Below are 17,905 nucleotides of genomic sequence, written 5' to 3' on the forward strand. Positions count from 1 at the left end.
ACGTCAGCCTCCGTAAATCGCGGCGTTCAACTCGCGAATGGCGCTGGCCGTGCGTGGTCCGAAGCCGAGCAGGTACAGGCCGTCCATGCGAACGATCGCTTTGCGGCCGGCGGCCGGCGTCAGTGAAATGGCCGGCTGCTTCAGCAGGTCCTCATCCGATATCGACAGAGGCCCTTCGCGATCCATGATGAGGATGACGTCGGGCTTGGCTTCGATGATCGCTTCGTCCGTCACCGACTTGTAACCGGAAAAGCCGCTGATCGCATTGACGGCGCCGGTGAGTTTGATGATGCCATCGGCGGCCGTGTTGCTACCGGATGCGAGGATCTTGCCATTCTGATTGCTGAGCACGAAGAGCACGCGCTTGCGCTCGTCCTCCGGACGCTTGGCGGAGTCAGCGATTGCCGCATCGAGATCGGCCGCAACCTTGTCTTCCAGTGCCTTCGCCTTTTCCGGTACGCCGAGCAGTGCGCCGACGGTCTCTATCTTCTTCAGAATGCCGTCACGGTCATAGTGCTGCGGCACGGTTTCGAAGGGCAGGCTGGCATTGCGCAGCACGGCCAGGGCTTCCGGCGGGCCGGAACCCTCGACGGCGATGATGGCGGTCGGATTGACGGCGAGGATGCCTTCTGGAGACAGGGCACGCATATAGCCGACATCGGGAAGCTTGGTCGCTTCTTTCGGATAGAGGCTGGTGGAATCGCGGGCGATGAGCCGCTTTTCCTCGCCGAGCGCATAGACGATCTCCGTGATATCACCGCCGATGGAAACGAGGCGCGACGTATCCGGCTTGGGCGTTTCGGCCGCATGCGCCTGGCGCACCAGGCTGCCGAAGCTGGAGATCGGATTGGCCGGCACGAGCGGCAGGGCCATCACCACCATGGTGAGTGCGACCTCCCACAGCCTGATGCGCTTCAAGTTCTTAAACATCGTCATGGACCATCTCTCACGCGGCAACGCTGGTGCCTGATCTCGTCAGGCTCTCCAGGATGGCGCGCCAATCGGGGCGCTCATCGAAGCCTTCTTTCCGCTTGCCGAAGAACTGGATAATCATCTCGCCTTGGGCGTTGTAGGCCTCGAGCGAGGTGACATGGCCGTCCTTGGTCGGCTTGCGCACCACCCATGCCTCGGCGATGTGATCCAGCCGCAGGTGCAGATGGAAGGTCGGGTCCATGACGTTGATCCAGGGACCCATGGTCTGCACGTTGAAGATCGGGCCGGAATGGATCTGCACAGTGCCCTCGTTGGCCACGAAGCACATGATCGGCAGCCCCTCGCGCACGCAGGCGTGCATCATCTCGGCGACAGCGCCGGTATCCAGCTTCCATGCATAATCGTCGCCGACGGTGCGGATTGCGTCCTGACGGCCGATCTTCAGCTTCTTCAGCATGCCGAAGAATTCGTGCGTGTCGGTCATCCGGCTCCAGTGGTCGCGCAGTTCGTCGCGGGTGACATCGCCATCCGTCGCGCCGCTGTCATAGCCCGAGCGGTCTTCAATGAATTCCTGCGACTGGTCCTCGATGCGCAGTTCGGCGACCATGGTGTGATAGGCTTCAACATTCGAGGCGGGGCGCAGATGCACCTTGTGGACGGCATCGCCGGCCTTGTCGAAGAACTGCAGGCTCAGTTTTTTCTGATCGCCATCGGTCTTGGTGACGGCAAAACCATGCACCCAGCGCTTCGGGAAGATGCGCAGGTCGATATTTTCCCCAAGCACGATGGCCGCCTGCGCGCCGAATTTCATGTTTTCATAGACGCCGATTTTCTCATGCACGGCGCTTTCATTGCGCGACAGCGCCATGATCTCGCCGAGCGAGGCGATCCGCTCCAAAAAGCGATCGACATTGGCGTCGATGCGGATGGCGGAAATGCCGACTTCCGCTGCAACCAGAGCAGCTTCGGAAATATCGAGGCGGGCAGCGATGTCGCGCTCGCGCATCTTCGGGTTTTCGGCGCGGAAGGCCCGGATTTCGGCAGGGGTCGGTCGGGTCGTATCAGTCATCTGTCATGCCTATTTGTTGAGTATGAGTTTGCCTTGGCGCGTAATCTTCATGCGGTAGATGACGCCCTCGTGCCTGATCATGATTTCGGTCTGGCCCCGGAAAATATCCGTGCTCTCGACAATTCTTACCTGCGGTGCGGCCATGCACTGCACCGGCGGCGTAGGGGGCTTCTCAGCAATCATCCTGTTTAGTTTTGCCTGAAAATTCATCGGGGGCCGAACCGTCGTGCGACCAAATTTATCTTGACTCTCATACTCATGGTTTCATAAACACGCAATAGGAGACTGACAAAGTCAAGTTTAAAAATTTCGACGCTACACGCGAGGGCCGTCGGCCCGGAGGTAAGCGTCAAAACATATTCAGGAGGCATGCCGATGCTGACGAAAACGATCCTGGCGCTCGCTATCTCGGGGCTGTTTGCCGCGGCATCCTCCATTCCCGCATCCGCCCAGGATGCGAATGCGGCAGCGGCGCCTGCATCGGCAGCTCCGGCCGCCGCACACAAGCTCGACGTCGAGCTCAATGCACTGGCGCCTTCGCAGAAGGGGTGCATGATGACCTTCGTCGCCGAAAACGACATGGCGACGCCAATCAGCAAGATTTCCTTCGAACTCGCCTTCTTCAACGACAAGAACGCGGTCGATCGCGTTACCGTTCTCGATTTTCGCGACCTGCCGCTCGGCAAGAAGCGAGTACGGCAATTCGATATGCCCGGCGTGAAGTGCGAGACCGTATCGCGCATCATCATCAATGATACGCCGGTCTGTGATGGCCCGGCAGCCGGCGAATGCAAGGCGGCGCTGACCACCCGTTCCCAGACATCAGTTCCCTTCGAGGGCTGAAGCCATGGCGACACGCTCGGCCAGGGTTTCCATGGAACGCCGCGGCAACGGCGGCTTGAATGACAACCATCCGAGTATGCTGCCGGGCCACGAGCTGACCGGCCTTGAGGGCACGCCGCGACCGCCGGCCGGCGAAGCAGTGGCGCATTACAGTCGATTTAGTGAGATCAGTTCCTTTCCGGATCATCCAGGCGAAGCCGCGCCCGTCGAGACGGCGGAGCACCTGCCGATGGACGCGCTGCCCGAAAGGCCGCGCGACGTTGTTGCCGGGCATAGGACGTCACTGCTTTTCTCCGGTATGGGGTCCTGCCTGTTTCATGCCGCGATCGTTGCCGTGGTGTTGCTGACCTTCGTGGCGGCGCCGGAAGAGGCGCAGGAGGAAGCCGGCGACACTGTCAGCGTCATCATGATCGGCAATTCCGATACCGATCAGATGGCCGCCGGCGAGGAGACGCCGCAGAGCGAACCGGAACAGGTGACGGCCGAGGCCGTGCAGCCGCAAACGGTTCAGCCAAGCGAGGTAGCGCCGGAAGAGACTCAGCCACCGCAGCCGGACGTCGTTCAGCCACAGGAAGTCGAGACGCAGCAGGTGCAAAGTGTTGAACCTGTCGAGCAGGCTCAACCAATGACAGTCGTGCCGGAGCAGCCGCAGATATTGGCGACGCAGGCACCGGCCGAGACGACGGTGGTTCAGCCCGCCGAACCGGTGCAGCCCATGGAGACTGAGGTCGTCGAAGCCCAGCCGGTAGAGCCGCCCACGGCAGTGGCAACGCCTGTAGAAAAACCGAAGCCAATCGAGAAGCCGAAGGAAATCAAGAGGCCGGTTGCAAAGGTCGCCAAGGCAAAGTCGGGGTCACGAGGGGAGAGCCGGGAGGATACCAAGCGAGGCTCTGCCGATGGTGTCGAGACCGCACAGTCCGACGCAAGTTCGCAAGTAAATGCTCGCCGCACGGGTTCGGGTGATGCCGCTGTCGCAAACTATAAAGGCAAAGTGCAATCTCGTATTCGGCGCTATGTTCAACGGGTCTCCTCGAAATATGAAAAGGGCCTGACACTCGTTATAAACTTGACGATTGGTTCCGGTGGCGAGCTTCGTTCTCTTTCCGTGGCACGTAGCTCCGGAGACTCCGGATTGGATCAGGCCGTGATGGAGCAGATCCGGAATGCGGCGCCATTTCCACCGTTGCCTTCGGAGTGGGGCAGGCCGACCTGGCCGTTCATGCAAGCGGTTCAGGTCGGCGGGCGCTAGCCCTTGCGCCGGCACTGCTTTAAAATATGATGAAAATTCTCAACTTTATACTTTACTGCAAAAATCAAGTTTAATATGGTCGCCATCGCGCTCGATGGAGTCGAGGGCATAAGAGCAACCAGCAAGCGGGTGATGCATGGCGCGTAAGGGGAAGAAGGATTCTGGCCGCGAGAGCCGTGAGGCGCAGACAACGGCACCGGTTTCCGGAAAATCCACTCTCGATGGACGCAGCTTCCTCTATGTGGGTGGGCGCGATTGCCAGGTGGCGCATCTGCGAGAGATCGCCAGCAGCTTCGGCGCCGAGCTGATCCATCATGATGGCGGCCTGCGCGAAGCGGTATCGCGGATCGATACCGTGCTGCCATCGGTCGACTGTGTGTTCTGCCCGATCGATTGCATCAGCCACGACGCCTGCCTGCGGGTGAAGACGGGCTGCAAGAAATTCGGCAAGGCGTTTATCCCTTTGCGCAATGGCAGCAAGTCGAGCCTCGAGCGAGCGCTGCAGACCATGAACGAACGAGATGCTTCCCGATGATCGATCATGGCCCTGACGGGTTTCTGCTGATCGGCCTGCACAAGCTGGCCGCACAGAACGGCGATGGCCTGGTGCCCGAACTCTATGAATTGCTGATGCGCCGCGCCGAGGAACAACGGCGGGCCGCCAATGTCGCGACATTTCCAGCCTGGAGGACGCGGCCGCCGGGAGAGGCGCCGGAGCAGCCGCTCGATGAAGCAAGCCGCAATGGCGCAAATGTCGTTGCCTTTGCGCCTGCCGTAGATAAGACTGTAGGCCATCGCAAGAAGGTCTGATCGTCGAACGAGGTTGCCATGTATATCGCCATGAACCGCTTCAAGGTCGTCATCGGTTTGGAGGGCGAATTCGAAGAGGTTTGGAGAGGCCGCGATTCACGATTATCGGAAGTCCCAGGTTTTCTCGAATTCCGCCTATTGCGCGGAAAATCGAGCGTGGAGGAGGGCTATACGTTGTTTTCCTCGCACACGACCTGGCACAGCGAAGAGGCGTTTCTGAATTGGACGAAATCCGAGCATTTTCGCATGGCCCACCGCAACGCGGCCGATAACAAGCGGCTCTATTGGGGGCCGCCGCAATTCGAAGGTTTTGCTGTCGTGCCGGGGATTTGAGGCAGCGTCACCTACCTCGGCAAGATAGGTCTCTCTCAGGCCTTGGTCGCACCGGTTCTGAAGAAAGCGCCGAGCGCTACCGCCGCCCATCCGGCGATCATACCCATTCCACCTGTCGGTGCAGCCATCGGAAAGAGCGAGCCACCGCCGAAATGCCTGTTGACGAGATCACCGGCGAAAACCAGCGTTCCCAACCCTAGCAGGATAGCTGCCGCCGGCGCCGTGCGGATACGATCATAGCCGGCATAGAGCGCCAGAAGGGCAGGGGCGTGGGCAAGGCTCATGGTGGAAGCCGCGCCGAGGAAATGCGTGTCGCCACCATGGGTCGCGGCTGCGGCAAGCGCCACACCGCCGCCGCCGAGAATGCCGGCGATAAACAGGGTGACCGGACGGATTATGGCGCCGATTCTCATGTTTTCCTCATTCCCTGTTCTGCATGTGGAAAGCCAGACGCTCAACCGGTTCCCAGATGATAGCCCGCAGCTTTTCATTCTCGATGGTTTCATCCATAGCCCGGCGGAAGCATAGCAGCCATTCATCGCGCTCCTTCGGGCCGATGGCGGCAACGAAGTGGCGACTGCGCAGGCGAGGATGGCCGCGCTTCTCGATATAGAGCTGCGGCCCGCCGAGATAGCCGGTCAGATATTCGTAGAATTTTTCCTGCGAGCCTTCGAGGCTCGGCGGATGCACGGCACGGCAATTGGCCGCCTCCGGCAGCGTATCCATCAGTTCGTAAAAGCGCGCAGTCAGCGCCCGTACGGTTCGGTCGCCGCCGATCGCTTCGTAAAGTGTGATGGTTTCTTCGCTCAAGCCCAGGCCCCTGTTTGCGATGTCTACATGGCAATTGACGGGCGAAGTCGCAACCTCGGAATGGCTGTGCGGCGTTTCGGCGCTGCCTTATCTTTCGGTCGTCAGATGAAATGCATCGCTTTCCCCGGGGATGAGCTCGAGCGGCCACACCGTTTGGCGTGTCTTCCTGGGGTATTCCTGACTATAGGCGGGCATGCTGGAAAGCAGGATTTCCGCCAGTTCGACGCCAAGATCGTGCACGGACGTGCGAAAGCAGGTCAGCGCCGGCTGCAGGAATTTGGCGCGCGGCGCCTCACGGAAGCTGACGACCGCAATATCGCGCCCAGGGATGATGCCGGCTTCCATCACGCGCCGATAGAAGCCGATCGCCATCAATTCGTAGATCAGGATCACGGCGGTCGGCCTGTCTTGCAGCTCCAGCAGTTCGTCGCCAACCTGGTAACCACCCTGTTCGCTCGATTTGGCGCGAAGGACCAGAGCAGGATCATAAGGGATGCCGTGCCGCTCCAGCGCCCGGCGATAGCCTTCCACGAAGATGAAACCGAGATTGATATCGCTTGCCGGCGCGCTGATGGCAATGCGGCGATGTCCGTGTGCGACGAGCCGGTCGACGGCCGCATTGGCGACGCCGGCAAAATCGAGGTCGGCCCAGGCATGCTGCGCGCCGGAAAGACTGCGGCCAAGCGCTGCAAACGGGATCTTTGCCTTGGCGAGCAGATCGAAGCGCTTGTCGACGCGCTGCGTTTCCGAAATGATCATCGCATCGGCAATACGCCGCGCCACCATACGCTTCAGATATTCATAAGGGTCTTCGTCATGTGGACACGGGAGCATGATCAAATCGAGGTTATGCCGCGAGAAAACGCTCTGCAGCCCGCCCGTCACGGTCAGGAAGAAGTTGTCGCTGTTTTCAACCGTTTCCCGGCTTGACTGGATCATCAGGCCGATGACGTTCGTCGTACCCTGCCGCAGGCTGCGTCCGGATTGGTTGGCGACATAGCCGAGCTGCTCGGCGGCGGCGAGAACGCGCTTGCGGGTCTCCTCGTTGACATCGGGCTTGCCGTTCAATGCGCGTGATACCGTGCCGATCGAGATATCGAGATGCTCGGCAAGCTGACGAATTCCCTTCATCGGCCGCAGTTTTCCTCCATGCGCCACTTTCCAGAGTCCTCCTCTATTGACACAGGAAAATCTTTTCGCATAGTATCGTAAACGTTTACGGAGCGCGTGTCATGAGGGGTAATGCACGGCCCGCAGGAGGACATCGTGAAATTTAATGCCATTTTGTGCGGGTGCGGAGCTATGTCCAAGGGCTGGCTCAGGGCCATCACCTCGACACCGGCGCTTGCCGAATCCATTCAGATCGTCGGTCTGGTCGATCTCAATCGAGCGACCGCTGAAAATCTTGCGAAAGAATTCTCTCTCGATCATGCCGTCATCGGCTCCGATCTCGCCGAGGTCATTGCAGCGACCAAGGCGGACTTGGTCTTCGACGTCGTTATTCCGGCCGCTCGTTTCGGCGTGGTTTCGACGGCGCTGAAGGCCGGCTGTCACGTCTTGAGCGAAAAGCCGATGGCTACGTCGCTCGCCGAGGGCGCAGCGCTGATCGATCTCGCCGCTGAGGCCGGCAAGGTTCATGCCATCATTCAGAATCGTCGCTTTATCTCCGGAATCCGTCGCCTGCGACGCTTTGTGGAGGAGGGGGCGATCGGCGAGCTGACGGGCGTTCATTGCGATTTCTTCCTGGGTCCGCATTTCGGTGGCTTCCGCGAGGAAATGGACAATGTGCTGCTGCTCGATATGGCGATCCATACCTTCGATGCCGCTCGCTTCGTGTCCGGCAAGGTGCCGCTCTCGGTCTATTGCCTTGAAAAGAACCCGGTAGGCTCCTGGTACAAGCATGGCGCATCGGCGCATGCGCTCTTCGATTTTTCCGACGACGTCGTCTTCAGCTATCGCGGCTCCTGGTGTGCCGAGGGCCGGCGCACGAGCTGGGAAAGTGAGTGGCGGCTCACCGGCAGCAAGGGCATGCTGACCTGGGATGGCGAGGAGAATTTCGAGGCCGCTGTCGCCGGCAACGAGCCGGGCCTGCTGCATGGATTCACTCCGATCGAGGTTCCCGGACCTAGGCACGAGGAGGAGACGCACGGCCATGCCAGCGTCATCGCCTCCTTCATCCAAGCGATCAAGACCGGCAAGCCGCCTGAGACCGCAAGCCATGACAACATTCGCAGCCTCGCCATGGTTTTGGGCGCCATCGAGAGCGCCAAGACCGGCCGGCGCGTCGACATTTCAGCACAAGGATAATGACATCATGACAAATCCGGCAAAGGCCATCCGCATCGGCACGATGATCAGGGCGACGAACGAGGATGCCGCCCAAAACATCGCCAAGATCGCCGATCTGGGCTTCGAAAGTTTCGAGCCGTTCTTCTGGCAGAGCACCAACGGCCAGAACCTTGCGGAACTCGGCAAGCGTTGCCGCGAGGCCATCGGCGACCGCGACATCACGATCTCGACTCTCGGCATGTTCGGCAATCCGCTCGAAGAGCGTGAGATGGACCTGCAGACGCTGCAGGGCTGGAAGGACTGCATCGACAACGCCCATCATTTCGGCGCGACCTGCGTCGCCGGCTTCACCGGCCGTATCCGCAACCAGCCGCTCACAGACAGCCTGCCGCGCTACAAGCAGGTCTGGAGCGAGCTTGCCAAGCGTGCGGCCGACAAGGGCATCAAGATCGCCTTCGAAAATTGCGCCATGGACGGCAACTGGGCGACCGGCGATTGGAACATCGCGCATAATCCGGATGCCTGGGAGCTGATGTTCAACGAGACCCCGGACGACAATCTCGGCCTGGAGTGGGAGCCGTGCCATCAGATGGTCTATCTGATCGAGCCGCTGCCGCAGATCCGCAAGTGGGCGAAAAAGATTTTCCACGTTCACGGCAAGGATGCGACCATCCGCTGGGATGTCATCAAGGAGCACGGCATCTTCGGCAAGGAGAAGTTCGTCTTCATGCGCACGCCGGGCTTTGGCGACAGCAACTGGACCGACATCATTTCCGAGCTGCGTCTCGCCGGCTGGTCCGGTTCGATCGACATCGAAGGCTGGCATGATCCCGTCTATCGCGATGCGCTGGAAATGACTGGCCAGGTTCATGGCCTGAACTATCTCAAGGCAAGCCGGGGTGGGGACTTCGTCGAGTAATGCATGCATTTGCAAAACTGCATCGATTTAAGAGGCAAGTTGTGCGTTAATGAAATGTCCTGAGTGATCGACGCTTAGGGCATGACGGGATACCCCAACGGAGGAACTGTCGAGCGTCCGCACCTTGTCCCTTGGGATAGGCGGGCGCTTGGTGCAGGCGAGAGGAAAACGCCGATGGCAGCGCGGGCCATGTCATCGGATAGATACCGTCACGGTTCGCATGGTGGAGGAGAATGTATGAATATTTTTTCGAAGCTGGCGATCTCCGCCGGCATGTCGCTTCTGCTTGCCGCCGGTGTGGCGCAGGCCCAGAGCAAGACATTTAACGTCTGGTGGTTCGAACTGCCGGATACTTCGCAGGCCAAGGCATGGACCAAGGCGCTCGAAGAGCTGAAAGCCAAGCATCCCGACGTTACGATCAATTTCGAACAGAAGACTTTCGAGCAATTGCAGAAGGCAGGCAGCCTCATTCTCAATTCGGATCAGGCGCCTGATATCCTGGAATACAACAAGGGCAATGCCACGGCTGGCCTCGTCGCCTCGCAGGGCCTGCTGACGCCGCTCGACGATCAATTCAAATCGCGCGGATGGGACAAGATCCTCAACGAAACCAATAGCCAGCTCAGCAAATATGATGGCAACGGCATCTACGGCTCCGGTCCGATTGTCGGCATCCCGGTCTATGGCGAATTCGTTTCGGTTTTCTACAATATCGACATGTTCCAGGCCAACGGCGTGAAAGTGCCGACCACGCTGGACGAGTTCGAAGCCGCGCTGGACACTTTCAAGAAGAAGGGCATTACGCCGCTTGCCTATGGTACGGTGGATTCCAACGCGCAGCATCTGGTCTATACGCTGGCCCTGACGCAAGCCGACGACACCTGGGTCAAGAATTATCAGGGGCTCAAGGCACCGCTCGATACCAAACCCTTCCTGTTTGCCGCTCAGAAGATCGCCGACTGGGTGAGCAAGGGTTATATTTCGAAGGACTCGACCGGCCTGAAGGGTACCGGCGGCGCCGACAATCTCTTCTCGTCCGGCACAGCTCCGATGTTCGTCAGCGGCACCTGGAACAACGGCAATTTCGCAAGTTCGATCAAGAACTTCAAGTGGAGCCAGTTCATCTTCCCGACCCCGAAGTACAGCGTGGGTTCGACCGGCAACCTGTTCATGGTGCCGAAGAGCGCCAAGAACAAGGATCTCTCCTACGAGTTCATCGATCTCGTCCTGAGCAAGGAAAACCAGAACCTGCAGGCCAATCTCGGTGGCGTTGCCATTGCCGCCGATCCGGCCTCGGTCACCGATGAGGTCGGCAAGCGTAATGTCGAGCTCTTCAACCAGATCTCCAGCAAGGGCGGCCTCGGCTTCTATCCGGACTGGCCGGTACCTGGCTACTACGAACTGCTGATCCAGGCGACCACGGGTCTGGTCAACGGTTCGACCACGCCGGATCAGTTCGCGGAGCGTCTGAAGAAGGCCTATGACGACGTGCAGGCGGCGCAGTAACACCATCGGCGACAATCACAACGGCAAGACGGCTTTCATGCCGCCTTGCCGTATCGGACTGGAGGATTTCGATGGATAAGTCGAAGAGCGCCGGCAGGGCGGGGTACTATTTCTATATGATCCCCGGCGTGCTGGGGTTTGTTCTTGTCGTGCTCGTTCCGCTGATTGCCAATTTCGCCATCAGCTTCACGACATGGAAGGGCGGCGTCATTCCGCCGCGATATGTTGGCTTTGAGAATTACCAGCGGCTGCTTCACGATGCGGCTTTCTGGGGTTCCATCCAGCATACGCTGCTGTTCATCATCTCGATGACGATCGTGCCCATCATATTGGGGCTGGTGCTGGCGGCGGTGCTGTTCGATTATATCAGTGCACAATTCAGCCAGACATGGTCGAGCTTCTTTCGCGCAGGCTTCTACCTGCCGCAGATCCTGCCGCTGACCGCAGCCGGCGTATTGTGGGCATGGATTCTCAACCCCATCGGCATCATCAATGCGGTGCTCAAGGCAATCGGCCTCGATTTCATGGCGAAGAACTGGCTGGGAGATGCCACTTATGCGCTGTGGGCGGTTTCGGCCGTCATCGTCTGGGTTCAGGTGGGCTATTGCCTGGTCGTGTTCATGTCCGGATTGGCTCGCGTCGATCCTTCGCTCTACGAGGCCGCCGAGCTCGACAATGCGAGCTGGTTCGCGCGTTTCCGCGCCATCACAATCCCGATGCTGATGCCTGAAATTTTCGTCGTCGCGCTGACGACGCTGATTGCAGCCCTCAAGGTCTTTGCGCCGATCTATGTTCTGACGTCAGGCGGACCGGACAATGCGACAACGGTTCCATCCTATCTGTCATATTACCATTTCTTCACGACGAACCGCGTCGGATATGCGGCAGCCATCGCGACGCTGCAGACAGTCATGACCATCATACTCGGCATCCTCTTCCTGCGTATGCAGTCGAAGCAGGCCGAAGGAGGGCATTGAGATGGCAACGGCATCCTCGATTTCCACACATATCGCTTCGACGGAGCATCGCGTAAGAAGGGGCTTCGGCCGCTGGGTCGTTCTGGGCATTCTGCTGGTTTTCCTTGCTGGCACGCTCTTTCCGTTCTTTCTCGCGGCAGTCAACGCCATCAAGACGCCCTCCGACTATGCCGCCAACGGTCCGCTTGCTCTTCCGCACAGCTTCGATCTGACGGCACTCAAGAACTTCTGGGCGACCGTCGATTTCCCCCGGAAGCTCTTCAACAGTATTCTCATCAGCGGATGCACCGCCATTCTGGCCGTCGTCCTCAGTCTCCTGAATGCCTATGCCATCGGCATAGGACGCGTTAGAGGCGGGCAAGGGCTTCTCGTCCTGCTGCTGATATCCATTATGGCGCCGCAGGAGGCATTGGTCTATCCGCTCTACTATATGTCAAAGCAGGTCGGCCTGTTCGACTCGATGCTCTCGGTTATCCTGATCATCGGCGTGCTGCATACCGCATTCGGAACCTATCTTCTGTCTTCGGTGCTGGCGACCTTCCCGCGCGAGATCATCGAGGCTGCGCAGATCGACAATGCGACGCGGTGGCAGATTCTCTGGATGGTGATCGTGCCGGTGCTGCGCCCGACGCTCGCAGTGCTTGCGACCTTCTTCTTCATCTGGACGTGGAACGAATTCCTGATCCCGCTTGTGTTTCTGGTCTCCAACAACAATCAAACCATCTCGGTTGCCATGGGCGTGCTGACAGGCGCCAATACGCAGGATCCGACCGCGATTGCGGCGGCTTCTCTGCTTGGCATAACGCCGACGATCATCTTCTTCCTTATTTTCCAACGGACGCTGACGCGCGGTGTCGCGGTAGGTGCCGTCAAATAACCAATGCGGAAGCCCCGTTCGGCGAAAGCCGCCGGGCGGGCGCGACGAATGGCAAGTTCGATAAGTTCGATTTTCCGCAGGAGGCGTAAAGTGGCAGGTATCAATATCAAATCCCTCACCAAGCATTTCGGTGCCGTGCAGGTTCTGAACGACATCGATCTGACGATCGAGCGCGGCGAGTTCGTCGTCTTCCTCGGCGGCTCGGGCTGCGGCAAGTCGACCTTGCTGCGCATGATTGCAGGTCTCGAGACGATCACCAGCGGGGAGATCTGGATCGGCGGAAAGCGGGTCGACCAGCTGCCGCCCGGCGAGCGCGGCGTATCGATGGTCTTCCAATCCTATGCGCTCTATCCGCACATGACCGTTCGAGACAACATGTCCTTCGGCTTGAAAAATATCAAAACGCCCAAGCATGAGATCGCAAGACGCATCGAAGAAGCGGCAAAGATCCTGGAAATGCCGCACCTTCTTGATCGCAAGCCCTCGGCACTCTCCGGCGGCCAGCGCCAGCGTGTCGCGATCGGCCGCGCCATCGTGCGCGAGCCTGACGTCTTCCTTTTCGACGAGCCGCTCTCCAACCTCGATGCCGGCCTGCGCACGCGTACGCGCGTCGAGTTGGCGCAGCTGCATGAGCGATTGGGCGCGACCATGGTCTTCGTCACCCATGACCAGGTGGAGGCGATGACGCTTGCCGACCGTATCGTGCTCTTGAACAACAAGAAGATCGAGCAAGTGGCGACTCCGGTCGAGATCTATACGCGCCCGGCGACGCGTTACGTCGCCCAGTTCGTTGGATCGCCGGGTATGAACTTCATCAATATAGCAGAAGTTGGCGAGGCAGGCGGGCTGGCGACTGCGAGGTTGCCGGATGGTTCGATCATCAAGACGGCTGTTGCGCTCAATGGCCTTTCGAATTCCGGACTGACGCTCGGCATCCGTCCGGAGCATCTGGTCGTTACGACGGCGGAGAAGGGCGATATCGGGGGGCAGGTCGAGACCATCGAACGCCTGGGCGACCGTTCGCTCGTTCACGTCCGGCTCAAGGACGGTTCGAAGATCATCGGCACGGATCCTGGCATGACGACGATCACGACCGGCTCGCCGATCGCCTTCACCGTCGATGCCGCAAAGGTAAGCATCTTCGATGAGAATGATGCGGCCCATCATTCCGTAAACTAAGGGAGGGAGGAACACAAACGTTCGATAAGGTTCAGAGGCAATCAAGTCGGCCGTTGACGAAACCGTCCAACTGGTATGTTATATCGCCATGTCCACCGCGCACCACAGAAAGAAGCAGCCCTTGTTCGTTCGCCAGCAGTTGCTGGAGGTCGCGGCGCGTCTTGCTTCCGAAAAGGGGATGACGGCGGTGACGCTGGACGCCGTTTCCGGAGCGTCCGGGGTCAGCAAGGGCGGTTTGCTGCATCATTTTCCCAGCAAGAACATGCTGCTGGAAGCGCTGTTCGACAGCCTGCTGGAGCGGCTGGATGCGGCAATCGAGGAAGCGATGCGCGCCGATCCGTTGCCGCATGGCCGCTTTACCCGCGGCTACCTGCATGCCTGCCTGGCGCTGCGCGATCAGCCCGAAGGTGCGAAGGACTGGGCGCAGGTGACGATGGTGCTGCTGACCGAGCCGCAATTGCGGCAGCGGTGGCACGCATGGGTGCGCGAACGCAGTGAGGAATATATCGGTACGGATTCCTCGGTGGACGCGGCAATCGTCAGACTGGCGGCCGATGGGATCTGGCTCGCCGACCTGCTTGGCAGCCACGACATGGACGAAAGCGCCCGTCAGAAGCTGATCAACCGGCTGATCGAGCTGACCCAGCTCTAACCTTATCGGAGACAATGGAATGGCGAACGCATCCGTGTATGCAATGCTGCTGGTCGCGATCGTGCTGGAGGTGGTCGGCACGACGGCATTGCAGATGTCGCAGCAGTTCACCCGCCTCGGCCCGACGGTGGTTCTGGTGATCTGCTATACGGCCGCCTTCTATTGTCTTTCGGTGACGTTGCGCGTCATCCCGGTTGGCATTGCCTACGCCATATGGAGCGCGCTCGGTATCGTGCTGATTTCGATGGTGGGGGTCGTGCTTTTCCGCCAGAAACTTGACCTTGCCGCTGTCATTGGCCTGGGTCTGATCATTGCCGGCGTACTCGTCGTCAATCTCTTTTCAAAATCCGTGTCGCACTGAAAACACAGGTGTTGTCTATGGTCGTTTTTGTCTTTGTCAAATTCACGGGGAGGCTTTATCTCTTGCCGCGGGCGGGCTGATGGAGGCTTGAAGTACGGCGCTTTCCCAAAGCGCTTTGGATTGCATAAACCCATTCAATTTCTATGGTATAAGAGGAGTGCCGAAATGACTATTCGTGCCGTCGTTTGGGGCGAGAACATTCATGAGCAGACAAACAAGGTCGTTGCCGAGATCTATCCGGAGGGCATGCACAATACCATCGCCAAGGCATTGAACGCCGACGCCGGTATCGAAGCGTCCACTGCAACGCTGCAGGAGCCGGAGCATGGCCTCAGCGAAGCCCGTCTGAAAGATACCGATGTCCTTTTGTGGTGGGGCCACAAGGATCATGGCGCCGTCAAGGACGAAGTCGTCGAGCGTGTGGCAAAGCGGGTGTGGGAGGGCATGGGCCTCATCGTTCTGCATTCCGGCCATTTCTCCAAAGTCTTCAAGCGCCTGATGGGTACGCCCTGCGCGCTGAAGTGGCGCGAAGCCGGTGAGCGTGAGCGCCTCTGGGTCATCAATCCCCGCCACCCGATCGCAGCCGGTCTTGACGAGCATTTCGAGCTTGAGAATGAGGAAATGTACGGCGAACAATTCTCCGTTCCGGAACCGCTGGAAACCGTGTTCATCTCCTGGTTCCAGGGCGGCGAAGTCTTCCGGTCTGGCATGACCTGGCGCCGCGGCGCCGGCAACATCTTCTATTTCCGCCCGGGTCACGAAACCTATCCGACCTATCACAACGGCACGGTTCAGAAAGTCCTGATCAATTCCGTGAAGTGGGCCTACAACCCACTCGGCACCCAGGCCAGCATCCATGATGCGCCGAACGTACCGGTCGAAAAAGCACTGGAGCCGATCGTCGAACGCGGCCCGAAACTGCACCAGGCCGGCGAAGCCGGTTATCGCTGAGGTATCATATGCGTCTCATAGTAGTTGGCACGGGCGGCATGGCGAAGAACCATGTGGAGCATTTCGCCCGTATTCCTGGCGTCGAAATCGTCGGCGCCGTCGATACGGATGCGACGAGGCTCACCGCCTTTTGCGATACGTTCGATATCGAGAAGCGCTTTTTGTCGCTGGACGAGGCGCTTGCCTGGGGCGAATTCGATGCGGCGACCAATGTCACGCCGGATAAGGCTCACCATCCGACGACCCTGCCACTGCTTGCCGCCGGCAAGCATGTTCTCTGCGAGAAGCCGCTCGCGGAGAATTATCAAAAGGCGCTCGAGATGACGGAAGCCGCCGAAAGGGCAGGGGTCATCAACATGGTCAACCTGACCTATCGCAATGTCGCGCAACTGCAAAAAGCCCGAGAGATGGTGATCTCCGGCGAGATCGGCACGGTCAAGCACGTGGAGGCATCCTATCTGCAGAGCTGGCTCGTCTCCAAGGCCTGGGGGGACTGGCGCAGTGAATCCAAATGGCTCTGGCGGCTGTCGACCGGGCATGGCTCGAACGGCGTACTCGGCGATATCGGCATCCATATCCTCGATTTCGCCGCTTATGGCGCCGCGACGGATATCGATCACGTCTTCGCCCGTCTGAAGACCTTCGAGAAAGCGCCCGGTGAACGTATCGGCGAATATACGCTTGATGCGAACGACAGCTTCTCGATGGCGGTCGATTTTGCCAACGGTGCGCTCGGCGTCGTGCATGCGAGCCGCTGGGCGACAGGGCATCTAAATGAGTTGAAGCTGCGCATCTATGGCGAGCGCGGCGGCCTGGAAGTCTCCCATAGCCCGAACGGTTCCGAATTGCGCGGCTGCCTTGGCGATGACACCGAAACGGCCACGTGGAGGGTGCTTGAAGTGCAGCCGGTCCTGACCAATTATCAACGCTTCGCTGAAGCTGTCATGATCGGCAGCAGCCAGGACCCGAGCTTCCGCCATGCGGCCAACTTGCAGCGCGTGCTGGATCTTGCCATGGTGACGGAAGTCGAACGGCGCGAACTGAAGGTCTGATGGCGCTGCAGCAGTTTAATATGCAATAGTCCATCTTCAGGCCAAGCCTTGGGAGTGCGTGCATGTCTACCGAGGAAAAAGTTGCCAGCCACTATACGCATGGATCGCTGGAAACGGCGATCCTGCAAACGCTTGCTGCCGAGGGCAAGGATATCGACAACCTGCGCATCCGCGATCTGACCGATATCGATGAATTCCATCTGGGGCGGCACGCTGCGACAGTTGATTTCGCAAGGGATCTCGAACTTTCCGCCGGCCTGCGACTTGCCGATATCGGATCGGGGCTCGGCGGGCCTGGCCGCCATTTTGCCGATTCCTATGGATGCATCGTCTCGGGAATCGATCTCACCGAAGAATTCGTTCAGGTCGCCAATTCGCTGACGGCCCGCTGCGGTCTCAAGGATCTGGTTTCCTTTCGGCAGGGCAGCGCGTTGGCATTGCCTTTCGAGAGCGGCAGTTTCGACCGGGCGACGCTCATCCATGTCGGCATGAATATCGAGGACAAGGCTCGGCTGTTTTCCGAGATCAGGCGCATTCTCAAGCCCGGTGGCCGTTTCGGGCTTTATGAGATCATGCAGATGCGGGAGGGAACGCTGCCCTATCCGATGCCCTGGGCGATGGAACCGGAAACGAGTTTCGTCCGCAGCCCCGATGTCTATCGCTATCTGCTTGACGAAGCCGGCTTCACGGTCGAGCTCGAGCAGGACCGCAGCGCTCTCGCAATCCGATTGGCACATGAAGCGCGCGCCAGGGCGGCTGCGGCCGGCGGTGTGCGAGACCAGGGTGTCCGTACGCTGATGGGTCCGCGGGCTGGCGAGCGCATGAGCAACGTCAACGTGTCGGTCGAGGGCGGCCTGCTTGCGCCGATCGAGATGATTGCCAAAGCCATTTGAGGCCATTGTGCCGGATGCGGTTCGCCACGGTCCATTGACAGCGGCGGGCCTGTGTCTGTATGGAAAATATAACGGTAATGGATTTCTGCCGGGCCATGGTGGCCGAACCGCTGCTCTGATTTCTCCAGGGAAGCTGATGACTCCTACTCAACGCGCCTGAGAGGCGAAGGAGTAGAGTCGTGCCTGTCTTTCTACCGTTATC

22 protein-coding genes and 1 riboswitch are annotated in these 17,905 nt (G+C 59.4%); of the genes, 16 read left to right on the forward strand and 6 right to left on the reverse strand.

Annotated elements, in window-relative coordinates:
* Positions 1 to 3: 3 nt before the first annotated feature.
* Genes FHT84_RS13545 through FHT84_RS31760 form a run of 3 tightly spaced genes read right to left on the reverse strand, consistent with a single transcriptional unit; the run spans position 4 to position 2,185 of the window.
* Positions 4 to 936, reverse strand: a complete 933-nt coding sequence (locus FHT84_RS13545; RefSeq protein WP_112340408.1) for an ABC transporter substrate-binding protein — start codon at positions 934 to 936, stop codon at positions 4 to 6.
* A 10-nt stretch (positions 937 to 946) separates the two neighbouring features.
* The gene (locus tag FHT84_RS13550; protein ID WP_112340407.1) at positions 947 to 2,002 is read right to left on the reverse strand and encodes a ChuX/HutX family heme-like substrate-binding protein; all 1,056 of its coding nucleotides are present in this window, start codon (positions 2,000 to 2,002) and stop codon (positions 947 to 949) included.
* 9 nt (positions 2,003 to 2,011) lie between these two features.
* Positions 2,012 to 2,185 carry a hemin uptake protein HemP gene (locus FHT84_RS31760; protein ID WP_112340564.1) on the reverse strand — a complete coding sequence of 58 codons (174 nt, stop codon included), beginning with the start codon at positions 2,183 to 2,185 and terminating at the stop codon, positions 2,012 to 2,014.
* A 192-nt stretch (positions 2,186 to 2,377) separates the two neighbouring features.
* On the opposite strand from FHT84_RS31760, the gene FHT84_RS13560 reads away from it, so the two are divergent.
* The 5 genes from FHT84_RS13560 to FHT84_RS13580 all read left to right on the forward strand — a co-directional run bounded on the left by FHT84_RS13560 (position 2,378) and on the right by FHT84_RS13580 (position 5,237).
* Entirely contained in the window at positions 2,378 to 2,845 is a 468-nt protein-coding gene (locus FHT84_RS13560) for a hypothetical protein (RefSeq protein ID WP_112340406.1), read from the forward strand.
* Positions 2,846 to 2,849: 4 nt separating this feature from the next.
* Entirely contained in the window at positions 2,850 to 4,094 is a 1,245-nt protein-coding gene (locus tag FHT84_RS13565) for an energy transducer TonB (RefSeq protein WP_169645321.1), read from the forward strand.
* 136 nt (positions 4,095 to 4,230) lie between these two features.
* On the forward strand, positions 4,231 to 4,629 hold the full coding sequence (locus tag FHT84_RS13570; protein ID WP_112340405.1) for a DUF2325 domain-containing protein: 399 nt from the start codon (positions 4,231 to 4,233) through the stop codon (positions 4,627 to 4,629).
* Positions 4,626 to 4,904 carry a hypothetical protein gene (locus tag FHT84_RS13575; protein ID WP_112340404.1) on the forward strand — a complete coding sequence of 93 codons (279 nt, stop codon included), beginning with the start codon at positions 4,626 to 4,628 and terminating at the stop codon, positions 4,902 to 4,904. Before FHT84_RS13570 ends, FHT84_RS13575 begins: the two co-directional genes overlap by 4 nt.
* Before the next feature lie 18 nt (positions 4,905 to 4,922).
* Entirely contained in the window at positions 4,923 to 5,237 is a 315-nt protein-coding gene (locus FHT84_RS13580; protein ID WP_112340403.1) for an antibiotic biosynthesis monooxygenase, read from the forward strand.
* A gap of 35 nt (positions 5,238 to 5,272) precedes the next feature.
* On the opposite strand, the gene FHT84_RS13585 is transcribed toward FHT84_RS13580, so the two are convergent.
* The 3 genes from FHT84_RS13585 to FHT84_RS13595 form a co-directional block, all read right to left on the reverse strand.
* Positions 5,273 to 5,650 carry a DUF423 domain-containing protein gene (locus FHT84_RS13585; RefSeq protein ID WP_112340402.1) on the reverse strand — a complete coding sequence of 126 codons (378 nt, stop codon included), beginning with the start codon at positions 5,648 to 5,650 and terminating at the stop codon, positions 5,273 to 5,275.
* A gap of 7 nt (positions 5,651 to 5,657) precedes the next feature.
* Complete coding sequence (locus FHT84_RS13590; protein ID WP_092711997.1) at positions 5,658 to 6,047, reverse strand: group II truncated hemoglobin; 390 nt, start codon at positions 6,045 to 6,047, stop codon at positions 5,658 to 5,660.
* A gap of 87 nt (positions 6,048 to 6,134) precedes the next feature.
* The gene (locus FHT84_RS13595; RefSeq protein ID WP_112340401.1) at positions 6,135 to 7,178 is read right to left on the reverse strand and encodes a substrate-binding domain-containing protein; all 1,044 of its coding nucleotides are present in this window, start codon (positions 7,176 to 7,178) and stop codon (positions 6,135 to 6,137) included.
* 135 nt (positions 7,179 to 7,313) lie between these two features.
* Here FHT84_RS13595 and FHT84_RS13600 point away from each other — a divergent pair, with 135 nt between their 5' ends.
* The 11 genes from FHT84_RS13600 (at position 7,314) to FHT84_RS13650 (ending at position 17,703) form a co-directional block, all read left to right on the forward strand.
* A complete protein-coding gene (locus FHT84_RS13600; RefSeq protein ID WP_183762910.1) occupies positions 7,314 to 8,354 on the forward strand; it encodes a Gfo/Idh/MocA family oxidoreductase in 1,041 nt (346 codons plus the stop codon).
* 7 nt (positions 8,355 to 8,361) lie between these two features.
* On the forward strand, positions 8,362 to 9,255 hold the full coding sequence (locus tag FHT84_RS13605) for a sugar phosphate isomerase/epimerase (RefSeq protein WP_069611663.1): 894 nt from the start codon (positions 8,362 to 8,364) through the stop codon (positions 9,253 to 9,255).
* A 237-nt stretch (positions 9,256 to 9,492) separates the two neighbouring features.
* Positions 9,493 to 10,761 carry an extracellular solute-binding protein gene (locus FHT84_RS13610; RefSeq protein ID WP_183762913.1) on the forward strand — a complete coding sequence of 423 codons (1,269 nt, stop codon included), beginning with the start codon at positions 9,493 to 9,495 and terminating at the stop codon, positions 10,759 to 10,761.
* A gap of 71 nt (positions 10,762 to 10,832) precedes the next feature.
* Positions 10,833 to 11,738, forward strand: a complete 906-nt coding sequence (locus FHT84_RS13615) for a sugar ABC transporter permease (protein ID WP_183762916.1) — start codon at positions 10,833 to 10,835, stop codon at positions 11,736 to 11,738.
* A 1-nt stretch (position 11,739) separates the two neighbouring features.
* Positions 11,740 to 12,615, forward strand: coding sequence for a carbohydrate ABC transporter permease (locus FHT84_RS13620; RefSeq protein WP_112340397.1), 876 nt, complete (start codon positions 11,740 to 11,742; stop codon positions 12,613 to 12,615).
* 90 nt (positions 12,616 to 12,705) lie between these two features.
* Positions 12,706 to 13,794 carry a sn-glycerol-3-phosphate ABC transporter ATP-binding protein UgpC gene (ugpC, locus tag FHT84_RS13625; RefSeq protein WP_112340396.1) on the forward strand — a complete coding sequence of 363 codons (1,089 nt, stop codon included), beginning with the start codon at positions 12,706 to 12,708 and terminating at the stop codon, positions 13,792 to 13,794.
* An 88-nt stretch (positions 13,795 to 13,882) separates the two neighbouring features.
* Entirely contained in the window at positions 13,883 to 14,446 is a 564-nt protein-coding gene (locus FHT84_RS13630) for a TetR/AcrR family transcriptional regulator (RefSeq protein WP_183762919.1), read from the forward strand.
* Positions 14,447 to 14,465: 19 nt separating this feature from the next.
* The gene (locus FHT84_RS13635; protein ID WP_112340394.1) at positions 14,466 to 14,807 is read left to right on the forward strand and encodes an SMR family transporter; all 342 of its coding nucleotides are present in this window, start codon (positions 14,466 to 14,468) and stop codon (positions 14,805 to 14,807) included.
* A 165-nt stretch (positions 14,808 to 14,972) separates the two neighbouring features.
* Positions 14,973 to 15,758, forward strand: coding sequence for a ThuA domain-containing protein (locus tag FHT84_RS13640; protein WP_183762922.1), 786 nt, complete (start codon positions 14,973 to 14,975; stop codon positions 15,756 to 15,758).
* Between the two features lie 8 nt (positions 15,759 to 15,766).
* Entirely contained in the window at positions 15,767 to 16,810 is a 1,044-nt protein-coding gene (locus FHT84_RS13645) for a Gfo/Idh/MocA family oxidoreductase (RefSeq protein ID WP_112340392.1), read from the forward strand.
* Positions 16,811 to 16,872: 62 nt separating this feature from the next.
* Positions 16,873 to 17,703: a methyltransferase domain-containing protein gene (locus FHT84_RS13650; protein WP_112340391.1), complete on the forward strand. Its 831-nt coding sequence runs from the start codon at positions 16,873 to 16,875 to the stop codon at positions 17,701 to 17,703.
* Between the two features lie 64 nt (positions 17,704 to 17,767).
* Positions 17,768 to 17,856: riboswitch (Fluoride riboswitch) on the forward strand.
* Positions 17,857 to 17,905: the final 49 nt, after the last annotated feature.

This window comes from Rhizobium sp. BK289 (genome assembly GCF_014193575.1).
In the GTDB taxonomy this organism is placed as follows: Bacteria; Pseudomonadota; Alphaproteobacteria; order Rhizobiales; family Rhizobiaceae; genus Rhizobium; species Rhizobium tropici_C.